This is a genomic window from Lentzea sp. NPDC051213, from assembly GCF_044455585.1.
Lineage (GTDB): Bacteria > Actinomycetota > Actinomycetes > Mycobacteriales > Pseudonocardiaceae > Lentzea.
This window is the reverse complement of the sequence record NZ_JBITEX010000004.1, coordinates 339,744-354,637: the sequence shown is the minus strand read 5'-3', so window position 1 is coordinate 354,637 and position 14,894 is coordinate 339,744. Positions and strand designations below refer to the sequence as shown.

The 14,894-nt window shown below is 69.4% G+C and carries 13 protein-coding genes; 5 read left to right on the top strand and 8 right to left on the bottom strand.

The genetic code is table 11. From position 1 onward, the window contains the following. Nucleotides 1-106: 106 nt before the first annotated feature. On the bottom strand, nt 107-1,789 hold the full coding sequence (locus ACIA8G_RS19850) for an acyl-CoA dehydrogenase family protein (protein WP_396420029.1): 1,683 nt from the start codon (nt 1,787-1,789) through the stop codon (nt 107-109). 139 nt (nt 1,790-1,928) lie between these two features. Between ACIA8G_RS19850 and ACIA8G_RS19845 the strand changes: the two genes are divergently transcribed. Continuing rightward, nucleotides 1,929-3,008 (top strand): WD40/YVTN/BNR-like repeat-containing protein, encoded by a 1,080-nt coding sequence (locus tag ACIA8G_RS19845; protein WP_396420028.1) that lies wholly within the window; start codon nt 1,929-1,931, stop codon nt 3,006-3,008. Next, entirely contained in the window at nt 3,005-3,289 is a 285-nt protein-coding gene (locus tag ACIA8G_RS19840) for a MoaD/ThiS family protein (protein ID WP_396420027.1), read from the top strand. Before ACIA8G_RS19845 ends, ACIA8G_RS19840 begins: the two co-directional genes overlap by 4 nt. 294 nt (nt 3,290-3,583) lie before the next feature. Here ACIA8G_RS19840 and ACIA8G_RS19835 read toward each other — a convergent pair whose 3' ends face one another. From ACIA8G_RS19835 to ACIA8G_RS19825, 3 genes are read right to left on the bottom strand one after another with little or no spacing between them, the layout of a single operon-like run. Then, entirely contained in the window at nt 3,584-3,751 is a 168-nt protein-coding gene (locus ACIA8G_RS19835; protein ID WP_396420025.1) for a hypothetical protein, read from the bottom strand. A gap of 49 nt (nt 3,752-3,800) precedes the next feature. Continuing rightward, a complete protein-coding gene (locus ACIA8G_RS19830; protein ID WP_396420024.1) occupies nt 3,801-4,637 on the bottom strand; it encodes an SWIM zinc finger family protein in 837 nt (278 codons plus the stop codon). Continuing rightward, nucleotides 4,630-7,605: a DEAD/DEAH box helicase gene (locus ACIA8G_RS19825; RefSeq protein ID WP_396420023.1), complete on the bottom strand. Its 2,976-nt coding sequence runs from the start codon at nt 7,603-7,605 to the stop codon at nt 4,630-4,632. The genes ACIA8G_RS19830 and ACIA8G_RS19825 overlap by 8 nt, the downstream gene beginning before the upstream one ends. 30 nt (nt 7,606-7,635) lie before the next feature. Here ACIA8G_RS19825 and ACIA8G_RS19820 point away from each other — a divergent pair, with 30 nt between their 5' ends. Next, nucleotides 7,636-9,102 carry an aromatic amino acid ammonia-lyase gene (locus ACIA8G_RS19820; RefSeq protein WP_396420021.1) on the top strand — a complete coding sequence of 489 codons (1,467 nt, stop codon included), beginning with the start codon at nt 7,636-7,638 and terminating at the stop codon, nt 9,100-9,102. 754 nt (nt 9,103-9,856) lie between these two features. Here the strand turns inward: ACIA8G_RS19820 and ACIA8G_RS19815 are convergent. The 4 genes from ACIA8G_RS19815 to ACIA8G_RS19800 all read right to left on the bottom strand — a co-directional run bounded on the left by ACIA8G_RS19815 (nt 9,857) and on the right by ACIA8G_RS19800 (nt 13,042). After that, nucleotides 9,857-10,129, bottom strand: a complete 273-nt coding sequence (locus ACIA8G_RS19815; protein WP_396420020.1) for a GlsB/YeaQ/YmgE family stress response membrane protein — start codon at nt 10,127-10,129, stop codon at nt 9,857-9,859. Between the two features lie 62 nt (nt 10,130-10,191). Further along, entirely contained in the window at nt 10,192-10,674 is a 483-nt protein-coding gene (locus tag ACIA8G_RS19810; protein ID WP_396420019.1) for a hypothetical protein, read from the bottom strand. Between the two features lie 48 nt (nt 10,675-10,722). Next, nucleotides 10,723-11,964 carry a TolB family protein gene (locus tag ACIA8G_RS19805; protein ID WP_396420018.1) on the bottom strand — a complete coding sequence of 414 codons (1,242 nt, stop codon included), beginning with the start codon at nt 11,962-11,964 and terminating at the stop codon, nt 10,723-10,725. A 40-nt stretch (nt 11,965-12,004) separates the two neighbouring features. Next, complete coding sequence (locus ACIA8G_RS19800; RefSeq protein ID WP_396420017.1) at nt 12,005-13,042, bottom strand: DUF2786 domain-containing protein; 1,038 nt, start codon at nt 13,040-13,042, stop codon at nt 12,005-12,007. Nucleotides 13,043-13,103: 61 nt separating this feature from the next. Between ACIA8G_RS19800 and folP the strand changes: the two genes are divergently transcribed. Next, complete coding sequence (gene folP / locus ACIA8G_RS19795; protein WP_396420016.1) at nt 13,104-13,940, top strand: dihydropteroate synthase; 837 nt, start codon at nt 13,104-13,106, stop codon at nt 13,938-13,940. A gap of 1 nt (nt 13,941) precedes the next feature. Next, the gene (locus ACIA8G_RS19790) at nt 13,942-14,883 is read left to right on the top strand and encodes a hypothetical protein (RefSeq protein WP_396420015.1); all 942 of its coding nucleotides are present in this window, start codon (nt 13,942-13,944) and stop codon (nt 14,881-14,883) included. Nucleotides 14,884-14,894: the final 11 nt, after the last annotated feature.

The following is a 14,894-nucleotide window of genomic DNA, read 5'->3' as shown; positions in this document are numbered from 1 at the left end:
CTCCTAAGTGAGGACCGCGGCGGCGGGACCAATGAAAACGTTTGTGGAACGCATACGTCAAGGGGGTGAAGCCTGTCGGCTTCGCCCCCTCGTGTCCCGTTCGGGTTTACGGACGCATCTCGTACCGGCCGGACAGCGCGACGACCTGCTGCCAGACGGCGTCGAACCGGGCCTGGTCGACGTTCGGCTTGCGGATCTGGCTCACGGCCCACTGCTGCTGCGCCTCGGTGCTGCTGGGCTTGCCGTGCAGTGCGGTCGCGTAGCCGGCGAAGTCGCGGACCAGCACGTCGAAGATCTGGTCGAGCACGTGCTGGTCGGTGCCGGTGATCTTCGCCTGCTCCAGCACCAGCTGGCCGTAGACGACCAGGGTGAAGAGGTGGCCGAGGTTCAGCAGGAAGTCGAGGTCCTTCTGCTGCTCCGCGTCGGGTGCCGCCGTGGTGAGCAGGGTCTTGATGGCCCTGGCCTGCTCGTGGAAGAGGGCGACGTTCGGCAGGTGGGCGTGCTCGGTGTAGATCGGCTCCCAGTCCTGGAACTGGATCTTGCCGAGGCCGCGCGCGGGGCCCTGGTGCCAGAAGAAGTCGTCGTCCTTGGGCTCGTGGACGCTGGGGGTTTGGGGGTATTCCTTGGGGTTGAAGAGGTAGTTCGGCATGAACTTCAGCACCAGCGCGAGATTCACGTGCACGGTGCCTTCGAGCTTGGGCAGCGCGCGGATGTCGGCGGTGGCGCGGGTGAAGTACGTGTCCTTCTCGAAGCCCTTGGCCGCGATGACGTCCCAGAGCAGGTCGATGACCTGTTCGCCCTCGCTCGTCACCTTCATCTTGGTGATCGGGTTGAAGAGGAGGTAGCGGCGGTCGTTCTCGTTGGCGCTGCGGAAGTAGTCGACGCTGCGGTCCGCGAAGAGCTTCATCGCGGTGAGGCGCGCGTACGCGTCGACGAAGTTCTGCCGCACGTGCGGGAAGTCGGTGACCGGGTTGCCGTAGAGGATCCGGTTGTGGGCGTGGGTGATCGCCTCGTAGAAGGAGTGCTCGCTGATGCCGATGCTGGCCGTGCAGAGGTTGAACTTGCCGACGTTGACGGTGTTCAGCGCGGCGGAGAAGGCGTCGGGGCCGCGGTGCAGGATGTCTTTGTCGGTGAGCGGGTAGTCGTCGAGGCGGAACTCACTCACGAACATCTGGCTGTCGACGACGTTCTTGACCAGCTTGAAGTTCTCGTGCTGGCTGTCGACGGCGAAGAAGACGTAGTCGTCTCCTTCTTTGCCGAACACGCTGACCATGCCGGCGACGTTGCCGTTGCCGATGTAGTACTTGCCGCCGTTGGCCCGGTAGCCGTCGCTGGTCCTCGTGACGATCATGTCGGTGCTGTAGACGTCCGCGCCGTGGTCCTTCTCGGAGAGGCCGAACGCGAAGACGGCGCCGCTGTCGAGGAGGGCGGCCGCCTTCTGCTTGGCCTCCTCGTTGCCGCTCATCCAGATCGGGCCGAGGCCGAGCACGGTGACCTGCCACGCGTACCAGTACTGCAGGCCGTAGAAGCCGAGGACCTCGCTGAACGCGGCGTTGCGGGCGGCGTCCCAGCGCTTGGTGCCGTCGACGCTCTGCGGGGTGCAGAAGGTCGCGAAGAGCTTCTCCTGCTTCACGAAGTCGAGGAACTCGGCGTACCAGACCTTGTCCTGCGCGTCGGCGATCAGCTGCCGCTTACCGCGGTTCTCGAACCAGTCGATCGTCGCCTTGAGCAGCCGACGGGTCTCGGGGTCGAGGTGGGCGGGGTCGTAGCGGTTGGGATCGAGCAGCACTGTGCGCCTCCTTCGTCTCGTTTCCGGACGCTACCAGTGAGTAACTTGCGGGTCTACGTGGCGTTTCCTCCGTGCTCAGAAAATGTCAGACCCCCGGCGTAACGTGCCCTGCATCACACTCTTTGGAGGTTGAGTTGCGATGACGGTGTTGCTGGCGATCGGCACGCGCAAGGGCCTGTGGCTCGCGCGCAGCGAGGACCGCGTCACGTGGGAGCTCTCCGAACCGCAGCACGCGATGCAGGAGGTGTACGCGGTCGCGTTCGACACCCGGTCCGGCATCCGGCTGCTGGCCGGCGTGGCCTCACCGCACTTCGGTCCGGGCGTGTCCATCTCGGACGACCTGGGCGTGACCTGGGAGGAGTCGTCGGAACCGCCGATCAAGTTCCCGGTGGAGGACGCCGCCCTGGAACGCGTCTGGCAACTGCAACCGGCTCCCGCCGCCCAGCCGGGCGTGGTGTGGGCGGGCACGCAACCCTCGGCCCTGTTCAAGTCGTCCGACGGCGGCCGCTCGTTCGAGTTCGTCGAGGGCCTCTGGAACCACCCGCACCGCCCGGAGTGGGACGCGGGCTTCGGCGGCCAGGCCATCCACACGATCGTGCCGGACCCCGAAGACCCGGACCGCGTGCTGGTGGCGATGTCGACCGGCGGCGTCTACCGCACCGCGGACGGCGGCAAGTCCTGGGAAGCCCGCAACAAGGGCATCAAGGCGTACTTCTTCCCAGACCCGTGGCCGGAGTTCGGCCAGTGCGTGCACAAGGTCGCGCAACACCCCGCGTCCCCGTCCCGCTTCTACGCCCAGAACCACCACGGCGTGTACCGCAGCGACGACGGAGGCGACACCTGGCAGTCCATAGCCGAGGGCCTGCCCACCGACTTCGGCTTCGCCATGGTCGTGCACCCGCACGACCCGGACACGATCTTCACCTTCCCGATCGAGGCCGACGGCCGCCGCTTCCCGCCCGAGGGCAAGTGCCGCGTCTACCGCTCCCGAGACGCGGGCGCCACATGGCAAGCCCTGGGCGCCGGCCTGCCCGACGGCTTCTGGACCGCCGTGATGCGCGACGCGATGTGCACCGACACCGCCGCGGTCCCCGGCGTCTACTTCGGCTCCCGCTCCGGCGAGGTCTACGCGAGCCCGGACGAGGGCGAGACCTGGCACCTCGTGGCAGCCCACCTGCCAGACGTGATGTCGATCCGCGCCGCCGTGGTGCCCGCATGAAGGTCACCGTCCTGATCCCCGGCGTCCTGCGCACCGCCACCGGCGGCGCCTCCCACCTGGACGTCGACGTCCCGGAGCCCGCCACCCTCGGCGCCGCCCTGGACGTCCTCGCCGACACCTACCCAGGCCTCGACCGCCGACTGCGCGACGAGCGTGCCGCCCTACGCCGCTACGTGAACTTCTACGTCAACGGCGAGGAGTGCCGCCGCCTCTCCGGCCCCGCCACCCCACTGCCCTCCGGCGCCGAGATCCAGATCCTCCCCTCGGTCGCCGGCGGTTGACCGCCGTGCCGGGCTGCGCCGTACCGGGGATGGCGGCGCAGCTTGGTGCTGTGGTCGCTGCTCGGGTTGCTTGCCCGCGCGCTTCCTTGTACGCAAGACGACGGTAACGCCGTTTCAGGACAACACGATCGGGTGAAACCGGCCGGGCAGGCGTAGCTCCGGGCGTTGCCTCGTCGTGCGCGGTCGAGTTTACCGCTGCAGATAAGGATTTGGACGACACTTCCGGGTGCTCGCCCAGGTTGCGGCAACGCCGCACGCCGCGGCGCCGGCCAGGCCATCTGGCCCACGGCCCGGTCACCTGTGCCGGGGAGCTGTGGGGGTCTCGCTGTCCTGCTCGGCCGGCTTCAGCGCCGGGTAGGCCGGGCGTCGCGGGTCGAGCACCGCGCGCGGGCGGGCCTGTGCGGTGGGGTCGCCGAGGTTGAGGCTGGTGGTGGTCTGCTTTGCCAGAACGTGTCCAGGCACTTCGTGAGCGGCGGGCCGCCCCGCGAGTCATCACGGTCCTGGTGGCGGACTAGCTGTCCTGCTCGCCCGGCTTCAGCGCCAGGTAGGCCGGGCGCAGCAGGTCGACGAGGTTGTCGCGGCGGATGGTGATCGGGACGGCGTCGAGCTGGTCGAGCACCGCGTCCGGGCGGACCTGTGCGGTGGGGTGGCCGAGGTTGAGGCTTGTGGTGGTCTGCTTTTGCCAGAAGGTGTCCAGGCATTTGGTGAGCGGCGGGGCTTCCTCGCGGGTCACCGCGGTCCTGGTTGCGCCGCGGAGCATGCGGAGGCGTTCGAGGAGGTCCTCGCGGCTGCGGCCGCGCCAGGCGAGGATCTCGAACGGGTCGTTGTCGAACGACTCGGCCAGCAGGTAGCAGGTGGCGGCCAGATGTTTGCAGGGGACTTCCCAGTCCGGGCACGTGCAGTCCATCGTCAGCTCGCGCATGGTGGCCGGGAAGAGTTGCAGGCCAAGTTCGGCGAACAGGGTCTCGATGTCCCTCGGCATCTCGCCGGCCAGCAACTTGGCGGCGTACAGGGCTTTGCCTGCCAGGGCGTGCTCGATGCGCTGCCATTCCTGGGTGGTGAAGGACTTGATCGCTACGCGGGTCTTGTACGGGGTGGGGCGGGAGCCCTGCACTAGCGCGATCGCCATGCTGGTCGACAGCGACAGGCTCAGCACCTGGCCCTGGCGGGCGTAGTTGCGGCCTCTGGCCAGGCGGCCGCCCATGCCGAACGATTCCAGCACCTCGATGAAGCGGCGCGACCACCAGGTGGCGCCTATGTCACCGCGCTTGCTCTTGGCCTTGATGCCGTTGTCCGCCTTGATGGTCCTGCCGTAGCGGGGACCTTCGCCGGACCAGTGCTCACTCACCGATGGCCTCCCCGGAGAGCGTCAGCAGGTCGCGCAGCTGGGCGGTGGACAGGTCGGTGAGCCAGTTCTCGCCCGCGCCCACGACGAGCTGGGCCAGTGCTCGTTTTTCCTCGATCATGGTGTCGATGCGTTCTTCTAGCGTGCCGATGCAGACGAACTTGCGCACCTGCACGTTGCGGCGCTGGCCGATGCGGAACGCGCGGTCGGTCGCCTGGTCCTCTACCGCGGGGTTCCACCAGCGGTCCAGGTGGATCACGTGGTTGGCGGCGGTGAGGTTGAGGCCGGTGCCGCCTGCCTTGAGGGACAACAGGAAGAGCGACGGACCGTTCTTGTCCTGGAAGCGTTCGACCATGCGGTCGCGGGACTGCTTGTTCGTGCCGCCGTGCAGGAACATCACCTCGGTGTCGAAGCGGGCGGCCAGGTAGGGCACGAGCATGCTGCCGAACTCGGTGAACTGGGTGAAGCACAACGCTTTGTCGCCCTCGGCGAGCACCTCTTCGAGGATTTCCTCGAGCCGGGCTAGCTTGCCGGAGCGGCCTGCCACGCGGGAACCGTCGCCGAGGAAATGCGCCGGGTGGTTGCAGACCTGCTTGAGCTTCGACATGGTCGCGAGCACCAGGCCCTTGCGGGCGATGCCTTCCGACTCCTCGATCTTCTCCAGCATGTCGTTGACGACGGCCTGGTACAGCGACGCCTGCTCGGTGGTGAGGTTGCACAGCTGGCGCATCTCGACCTTGTCCGGCAGGTCGTCGATGATGCGCGGGTCGGTCTTGACGCGGCGCAGCACGAACGGGTTCGTGATCTTGCGCAGGCGGGCGGCGGCGTCCTGGTCGTTGTGGCGTTCCACCGGGACGGCGTAGCGGGCGCGGAACGTGCTGATCGTGCCCAGCACGCCGGGGTTGGCGAAGTCCATGATCGACCACAGCTCGGCCAGGCGGTTCTCCACCGGGGTGCCGGTCAGCGCCACGCGGTGGCGTGCCTTGAGCTGCCGCACGGCCTGGGACTGGCGGGTCGCGCTGTTCTTGATGTTCTGCGCCTCGTCGAGCACCACCCGGTCCCAGGTGAGGTCGTTCAGCGCGTCGGCGTCGCGGGCGGCGAGCGCGTAGGTGGTGAGCACCAGGTCGTGGCTCTCGACGGCCTCGCGCAGACCGTCGCCGTCCAGGCGGTCCGCGCCGTGGTGCACGTGCACCGAGAGCTCGGGGGTGAACCGGGCGGCTTCGCGTTGCCAGTTGCCGACTACCGACATCGGGCAGACCAGCAGGGTGGGCGGGCGCTTGCCGTTCGCGCGGTTCAACGCTTCGAGCGCGAGCAGCTGCACCGTCTTGCCGAGGCCCATGTCGTCCGCGAGGCAGGCGCCGAGACCGATCTTGTCCAGGAACGCCAGCCACGCCAGGCCGCGCTGCTGGTACGGGCGCAGCCGGGCGCCGAAGTTCTCCGGCGGCTCAACGGGTTCGAGCTGCTCATCGGCCTTGCCGGACAGCAGGTCGCCGAGCCAGCCGTCGGCCTCGACGGAGGTGAGGGGGAGCGGCAGGCTCTCGTCCTCCTCGGTGAGTCCACTGTGGAGCATGACCTCGGCCGCGGTCATCTGCCCGCCGCCGCGCTTGAGGAACGCGAGGCCGGCGGCCAGGCGTTTCTGGTCGACCTGCACCCACTGGCCGCGCACCTTGACCAGCGGCACCTTCGCCCTGGCGAGCTCGGCCAGCTCGCCCTCGGTGAGCTTGTCCTCGCCGAGTGCCAGCTCCCACTTGTAGTCCACAATGGACTTCAAGCCGATCTCGCTCTCCTTGGCGACGGTGCCCGCCGTGCCACGACTCTTCGTGGTGAGCTTCAGTCCCAGCTTCGCCTGCTGTTGCCACCACGAGGGCAGCAGCACGCCGAACCCGGCCTGCGCGAGCACCGGCGCCGCGGTGAGGAACCTGTACGCGCCCTCCGCGTCGACCTCCATCTCGGCCGGGTGCGAACCGCGCAACGCCTCGTCGAGATCGGGATGCAGCCTGCTCGCTCGCCCGAGATCGGCCAGCAGGTGCTCCTGCGGTGCCGGGATCCAGCGCCGCAGCACGCCGTCGTCCGCGAACCACACCTGCTGCGCGGGCACCAGGACGCTCGGCTCGTCGACGGCCTGCAGCAGGAACTCGACCGCCCACTCGTCCTCGTCGCGTTGCTCGGGGGAACGCAGCCGGAAGCACGTGCGCACCGGACTCTCGTTGCCCGCGCTCTCGCGCCAGCGGTCCAGCCGCTCGCGCAGCTCGTAGAGCTCCACCGGGTCCGCGTCGAACGCAGGCTCCCCGGTGAGCGCGGCCAGCCACGCCTCCGCCGTCGACTCCAGCCCACGCCGCTGCGGCGCGAGGGTCGTGTGCTGAAGCCGGGCCCGGACCTGCCCGTCGACCGCGGTCGTGAGTGCTTCGCGCACCAGCTCCGCCGGGTCGCCGGCGATCTCCTCGCACCGGCAGGCAGGCGGCATCGCGGCCTGCAGCGCGGCGAACCGCGCCGAGTCCGTGCCCGACAGCACCGGCACCCACCGCGCGACGGCCCGGTCCGGCGCGACCGACGGCAGCACGCGCCCGCGGTCGACGAGATCGGTGGCGAACCCCGCCACGTCGAACACGAACCGCGCGGAATCGCTCAGCCGCACCTCGGCCCCGAGCTCCGGCCTGTCGGTAAACCGGATCGTGGGCACACCCCACTGCCGCAGCTGCACCTTGCCGCGCTGCGCCCGCCCTGCGGTCAACGGGTCGCGCACCAGCTCCGGCGACGCCATCGGTCCCGACGAGAACGACGGCAGCAGCAACGCCCGCGTGATCGCTTTCGCGTCGTTCAGCCCGAGCGCGCCCCCCAACGCCTCGCCCGTCGCCGCGAACGGGTGCGGCGCGTCCCGCCGCGTGCTCTCGCTGCGCGCGGGCAGCCCGGAGTCCTCGGCCCACAGCGCGAGAACGCCGTCGGTCGAGCACAGGCCATGCAGTACGAGCACCTTTGAACCCTATGTGCTCACATTGGTGCCATGGTCGATGACACCCCTGTCGTGCTGGACGGCGAGGCCCTCAGCGGCGACGACGTGGTGCTCGTCGCCAGATACCACCGCCCGGTCGTGCTGCACGCCGCCGGACTCGCCCGCCTCGAAGCGTCGTGGCACGCGAGCCAGCGCCTCGTCGTGCGGCGACAGGTCTACGGCCGCACCACCGGCGTCGGCGCGAACCGCGACCAGATCGTCAGCACCGAAGGCTGGGCCGAGCACGGCCTGCGCCTGCTGCGCAGCCACGCCGGCGGCCTCGGCGGCATGCTCCCCGAGGAACAGGTGCGCGCCATGATGGTCGTGCGCCTCAACCAGCTCCTGGCGGGAGGCGCCGGCGTGCGCCCACCCGTGGCCGACGCCCTGCTCGCCGCCCTGAACAGCAGCTGCTACCCAGGTGTCCACGAGTACGGCGCCATCGGCACGGGCGACCTCACCGCCCTCGCCGAAACCGGCCTGACCCTGCTCGGCGAACGCTACTGGCTCGGCTCCACGCAGACCCCCGACCCGATCGAGCTCGACTCGGGCGACGCGCTCGCGTTTATCAGCAGCAACGCCCTCACCATCGGCATGGCCGGCCTCGCCTGGCACGACGCCCACCAGCTGCTCAAGGCGACCCACGTCGTCGCCGCGCTGTCGTTCCTCGCGGTCGACGGCGCCATCGAGGCTTACGACGAGCGCGTCCACCTCGGCCGCCCGCACCCCGGCCAGGTGGCGGTCGCCGCCGAGATGCGCCGCCTGCTGGACGAACCCAGCCGCCCGCCCGCGCGCATCCAGGACCCGTTCGGCTACCGGTGCTTCCCGCAGATCCACGGCCCTGCCGTCGACGCCGTGCGCGACCTCGGCCGCGTCCTCGACGTCGAGTTCAACGCCGCCGCCGAGAACCCGCTGATCGTCGCCGACCACTTCGGCACCGACGACGACGCCGCGTACCACCATGGCGCCTTCCACAGCGCCTACCTCGGCCAGGCGTTGGACCGGCTGCGGCTGGCGATGCTGCACACCGGCCACCTGTCGACCGCGCGGCTCGCCACCCTGGTCGAGCCGAACTTCACCGGCCTGCGCCCGTTCCTCGCCGAGGGCGTGCGCGGTAGCTCGGGCGTGATGATCCTCGAGTACAGCGCCAACTCCGCGCTGGCCGAGGTCCGCACCCTCGCCGAACCGGCGAGCATCGGCAACGCCGTGGTGTCCCGCGGCCAGGAGGAGAACTCGAGCTTCGCCTTCCAGTCCGCGAGCCAGGCCTTGCGTTCCCTTAGTGCCTTCCGCCTGGTGCTGGCCTGCGAGATCGTCGCGGCCGTGCGCGCCCTGCGGTTGCGCGGCATCACTCCGGAGACCCCGGCGCTGCGCGCGGCTTTCGACATCGCCGAGTCGAAGCTCAACCCGGACATGTCCGATCGTCAGCTCAGCCCGGATGTCGAGGTGGCTTCTGGCCTTCTCGATGACTTCGCGGCTTGCTAGTGGCTTGGCCTGTTGCCGCGAGGCGTCCTGCTTAGCGTGAGCTAGCTGGCCCGCGTTTTGCGTCGCGCCACTGGTGAAGAGTAGGCGCGGGTGGGATCGGTGAGTCGAGGGCGGGGCGGGGGCGACGGGGTGTGGCGCTGGGCCGGCGTCGCCGTGGTGCCGCTTGGGGTGCCCTGGGCCGGGGGAGTGTGGAGTTGTTGCGAGTCGCGGTTCGCGGGCCTTGAGGGATGCAGTGGGGCCCGCGGGAGTTGTGGTTGGTAGGTAAGGGGTTGTGGGGCCTCCTGGTTAGCCGCAGGACTCGTTGGCCGGGGTCGCCGGGATCCGTTGGTGGCGCTGCGATCCGGGCGCGGTGGGGCGGCGGAGGACAGAGCGGCTCGGGTGTGCGGGACCGGTTGGGTGGACGGGCGGTGGCTTGCTGCCCGCGGGGATTGCCGTTGGTGGGTAAGGGGTTGCGGCGACCCGTGGTTGGTTGGTGGCGGGCGGGGTCACCGGGCCCGGTGATGGGTGTGCGACCGTTGGTGCGTGTGGGGCGGTGCCGCGGGACCCGTTGGTGGGTGCGCGGGACCGATGTCTGGCACGGGGCGGTGCCGCGGGACCCGGTGGTGGGTGTGCGGGACCGATGGCGGGCACGGGCGGTGCCGCGGGACCCGTTGGTGGCGCTGCGGTCCGCGCGCGGTGAGGGCGGCGGAGGGCAGGGCGGCTCGGGTCCGCGGGACCGGGTGGTGCGCGGGCGGTGGTTGCCGCCCGCGGCGGGTCAGCGGGGGAGTTTGGGCTTGGCGCGGTTGGCTAGGACGGTTACGCCCGCGCCGGCCAGGCCTACCTGGAGGGCCAGTTCGATCCAGTCGATTCCCGGGGTGTTGGCCACGCCCAGGACTGTCGCCGCGGCTGTGCCCAGCAGGGCGGCCGCGATGCCGACGAGGATCGTCGCCAGCAGCGAGACGTGTTGCCTGCCGGGAACCACCAGGCGGCCCAGGCCGCCGATGATGGCTCCGAAGAGCAGCGCGGTGAACAAGCCGCCGATTTCCACTGTTACCCCCTGAGACTCTGGTGCTTGCTACTCCAGGGTCCGCCGGTGGGGCTCCGGGCGTATCAGGTCTTTCCCTGAGAGCCCCCTGACTTTCCCCCTAGCAGCACGGCTGCCACGGGGGAGAGTTCGCGGCCGGGGATGTCCGGGTCGCAGCCCACCCTGGGCAGGCGGGCCCGGATGGCCGTGGGTGAGCGTTGCATCTCGTCGGCCAGTGTCCTGATGCGGACGGACGCGTTGGCTTCCGGCTCGGCCAGCCAGGCGGTGCGGAGGTCGGTGTCGAGGGATTCGGTCCAGGGTTGGTTGGCGTTCGCGTGGCGGGACGGGCGGGTGCGCAGGCGCGTGTGGGCGCCCAGGACGCGCGACAGGAGTTTGCCGATCGTGGCGCCGCCCTCGACCGGCAGTCTCAGGCGGCCGTCCGCGATCACCTCTCCCGAGTCGAGCGACCCCAGCAGGTCCAGGACCAGCGACTCTCCCGTGTCCGTCGTGGCGCTCAGGCGGTAGTTGACTTCGCCGAGCTTGATCTCGTTGTGGTAGGTGGATGTCATGGGGTCGACGTTAGGGAGGGGGTCTGACGGTTTTTCCGGGGAGAGGCTTCAGATGCCGTTGTGAAGGAGGAGTTCACTCGAAGGGGTGTCTTTGGCGGCCAGGTTCGTCGCCAGTGAGGCGAACACGACGAGGCGGCCGTCCGCGCTGATCGTCGGCGCCACCGAGAAGTTGTTGCCCTGCTTGCCGAATCGCTCGCTCAGCCGCGTCACGGAACCCGTGCGCAGGTCCTTGAGGAACACGTCGTCCACGTTGTTGGTGTCACGGCGCACCAGGTTCGACGCCAGCGACGAGAACACGACGAAGCGGCCGTCCGCGCTCACCGATGGCTGGTACGGCTGCGCGTCCGACACCGTCCCATCGGGACGCGTGTTCACGCGCGTGATCGCCTTGGTGCGCAAGTCTTTCAGGAAGATGTCCGGGGAGTCCTCGGTGTCACCGGGCACCAGCGTGTCGCCCCACGCCACGAACAGCACGCGCGAGCCGTCGGGCGTGATGGCGGGCATCAGCGTGTACGACGTCGTCTGCGCGCCGGAAGCCGACACGTTGACCCGTTCCACCGCACCGGAAACGACGTCCTTCACGAACATGTCCACACTGCCGTTCGTGTCGCCCGGCACCAGGTTCGTGGCAGCGGAAGGGAACACGACCAGTCGTCCGTCTGCGCTCATCGCGAGTCCATGGTGCACCAGCCTGTCGCCCTGCTCGCCGACGGCCGAAGTGCTGATCCGCGTCACCTTCCCCGAAAAACGGTCCGTCAGGAACACGTCCGCCACGCCATTGGTGTCGCCCTCCACCAACGTCGACGCCTCCGACCGGAACGCCACGTAGCGCCCGTCGGCACTGATGGCAGGGCTGCCGAACGCCGGACCGTTGCCACCGCTCACGCGCTCGACGTGCCCGGTGCGCATGTCCGTCACGAACACGTCGTCGACACCGTTCGTGTCACCCGCAACGAGGTTCGTGGCCGAGGACACGAACGCGACGAACCGGCCGTCCGCACTCAACGCCGGCGGATCGAACGAAGCCCCGTCACCACCACGCGACGCAGACCGCACGACACCGGTGCGGAGGTCCTTCACGAACACATCAGAGACGCCGTTGCGATCGCCGTGCACGAGGTTCGACGCGAGAGAGGGAAACGCGACATAGCGCCCGTCAGCGCTGATGACCGGCGTCGTGGAGTCGCCGTTGCCATGCGTCAGAGGTCTGAGCAGCGAGAACGATGCGGAAGCCGGGGAGGAGAAGGCCAGACCGAGCACCAATGCCAGTGCCAGGGACTTCCCGAACATGGACGTGCACCACCCTAGGTCGCGGGGCGGCGGCGTCAGCCTAACCCGATGTCACGGAACTTCGACCGGTCCCGATGTCCGCGACGTCCGCGGCCGCACGGCCGGCACCCCATCCGGCCGCTGACCGCACCGTCACGCGTGAGGTGCGCGTGTTCGTGAACATCTCGTCGAAGAACGTGTCCACGGCCTGCTTGCGGTCCGCGAGCACCGGCAGCAGCCGCTCGTCCGACACGACCGGAGCGTCCTCCAGCCGCTCGCCGATCCGCGCCGCATAGGCCACCAGGAACGACTTGCGGAACGGCCGCGAGCGCGCCTCGCTGCCCTTCCCCGACCGGCCGCCGGCCGCCACCATCGCCCGCGTCGCCTGCACCAGCAGGGACGTCGACAGCAGCTCCACGATCTCCAGGTCCACCTCGTCGCCCACCAGCGCGACGAACCCGAAGCCGTCGTAGGCCACCGCCCGTGAGCGGTTCGCGGTCGCGACCACGTGCACGAGCTGCGACTTCTCCTTGAAGTAGCTCTTGTCCAGCCACACCCGCCGCGACGTCGCCAGCGGCGGCAGGTCCGCGTCGAGCATCGCGCGTTCGAGCGCGTGCCGGTTCATCAGCTCCTGCGCCTTGGCCGACAGCGCCTCCGCTTCCTCCGGGAACGCCGTCGACTCGGCCTTCGCGAGCAGCCCGCGCACCCGGTTGAGCACCTTCGGGTCCACCCCCGCGCGCATGGCCGAAACCAGCCCGGAGCCCGGCAACGGCAGGATGCGCGGCAACGCCGGCAACCGCGAGAGGAACGTCAACAGCGAAGAGGCCGTACGAGACGTGTACGACTTCGTCTCGATGTGGCGCGTCGCCCACGCCTCCAGCAACGAGCCTTCCCACCACACGGAGGCGCCGATCTCGTCCAGCTGACGCTGCCAGCGCGGGTGCACCGTCGCCTCGACATGAGGCGAACAGGACAAAGCGATCACGTCCACCACGAGAGAGGCAGCCGACTCGTCGAGTGAACGCGACACGATCTCGCGGACGTCGTACGGCAGCCAGCCTCGCTGCCAGAGTGCGTCGACCGCTTTCACCAGTTCCACGCGGGCATTATGAGACGCCCGCCATGTGCAAAGGTCAGGGCCCGCCTGGTAGACACGGGATGTGATCGAGCTCCAGTTCCGCGGCCGGACGGTCGTCCGCGACCACGCGCTGGTGATGGCGATCATCAACCGCACCCCGGACTCGTTCTACGACAGGGGCGCCCACTACGCCGAGGACGTCGCGATGGAGGCCGTGCACCGCGTCGTCGACGAGGGTGCGGACATCATCGACATCGGCGGCGTCAAGGCCGGCCCCGGCGATCTGGTCGACGCCGGTGAGGAAGTGCGCCGCGTCGTGCCCTTCATCGAACGGGTGCGCGACGCCTACCCGGACCTCATCATCAGCAGCGACACCTGGCGCGCGGACGTCGGCAGGCTGGCCTGCGAGGCGGGTGCAGACCTGCTCAACGACACGTGGGCCGGCGCGGACCCGCAGCTGGCCGAGGTCGCCGCCGAGTACGGCGCCGGCTACGTCTGCTCGCACACAGGTGGCGTTCAGCCCCGCACGCGCCCGCACAGGGTGAGCTACCCGGACGTGGTCGCGGACGTCATCGCGGAGACGACCGCGCACGCCGAGAAAGTGGTCGCGCTCGGTGTGCCGCGCAAGAGCGTGCTGATCGACCCCACACACGACTTCGGCAAGAACACGTGGCACAGCCTCGCGCTGGTGCGGCACACGGACGAGCTGGTGGCGACCGGGTGGCCGGTGCTGATGGCGTTGTCCAACAAGGACTTCGTCGGGGAGACCCTCGGCGTAGAACTGCACGAGCGCGTCGAGGGAACCCTCGTCGCGACGGCGATCGCGGCGTTGGCGGGCGCCGCGGTGTTCCGCGCGCACGAAGTGGCGCGCACCAGACGTGTACTCGAGTCCGTCGCTCGACTTGAGCTGGAGGTATGAGGTGGACGACGTCTTCGCCCGGTTTTCGGAGAACCGGTGGGACGACTTCCTCGACGAACTCGACAAGATCCGCGTGAGCGTGGTGGAGGATCCCGCGGAACGGCAGCAGATGAAGGTGACCGCGCGCCGCGACGCGCGTGAGGCGGGCTCTCAGCCGTTGCTCGTGCGGATGGCCCTCGCGGATCGCTACCTGAACCTGCTCGCCATCGGCGTGTGGGCGGGTGACGAGAGCTGGCGCGCTGATCTGCGTGACCTGGTGGCCACTCTCGTGCCCGAGGACGACGAGTCACGGGACGACGCGCTGGTGAGCTCTGTCATCGCGGTGGCGCTCGCACAGCTGCTGCAGGACGCACGTCTGCGCGGCGGTTCCGAGGCCGACGTCATCGCGCGCTCGGCGTGGGAGAAGGCCCAGGAGTGGGCGGCCTACGCGGAGGAGAAGCACGTCGAACGGCTCCTGTACGCCTCCACGGAGGCCGGTGCGCGCGTGGTGACGGCCTCCGAGGTCCAGGAGGTCGTCGAACTGGCCACGGCCGCGGCGGACGACCAGCACGCCGAGACGCTCGCCGCGTTGGAGGCGGAAGGCCTCACGGCGGAACTCATCAACGGCGTGTGGGTGGTCGACGGGGACTTCCGGAATCCGGTTCGGGCGGCCGCACGCGCGATCACCCTGACGGGTTACGGATGCGTTCTCGCGCGCAACGTGCGGCAGTCCGCCGTGATGTTGTGGCACGAGGGGACGCTCGCGATGGCGGACTCCAAGGTGCCGCGCTGGCGCGTCTACCCGATCCTCGCTCCGGTCACGCCGCAATCCAAGTTTTCAGGTGGTGAAGGCTTGCCGTTCACCCGCGACACTCACCCGCTGGCACCCGCTCCAGAAGTCGTCCGCCGGTTGGCCGACGCCGTTGGTGTCAACCTGTCCCACTTGCTGGCTGCATTGCGGTGAAAGGGTGATCT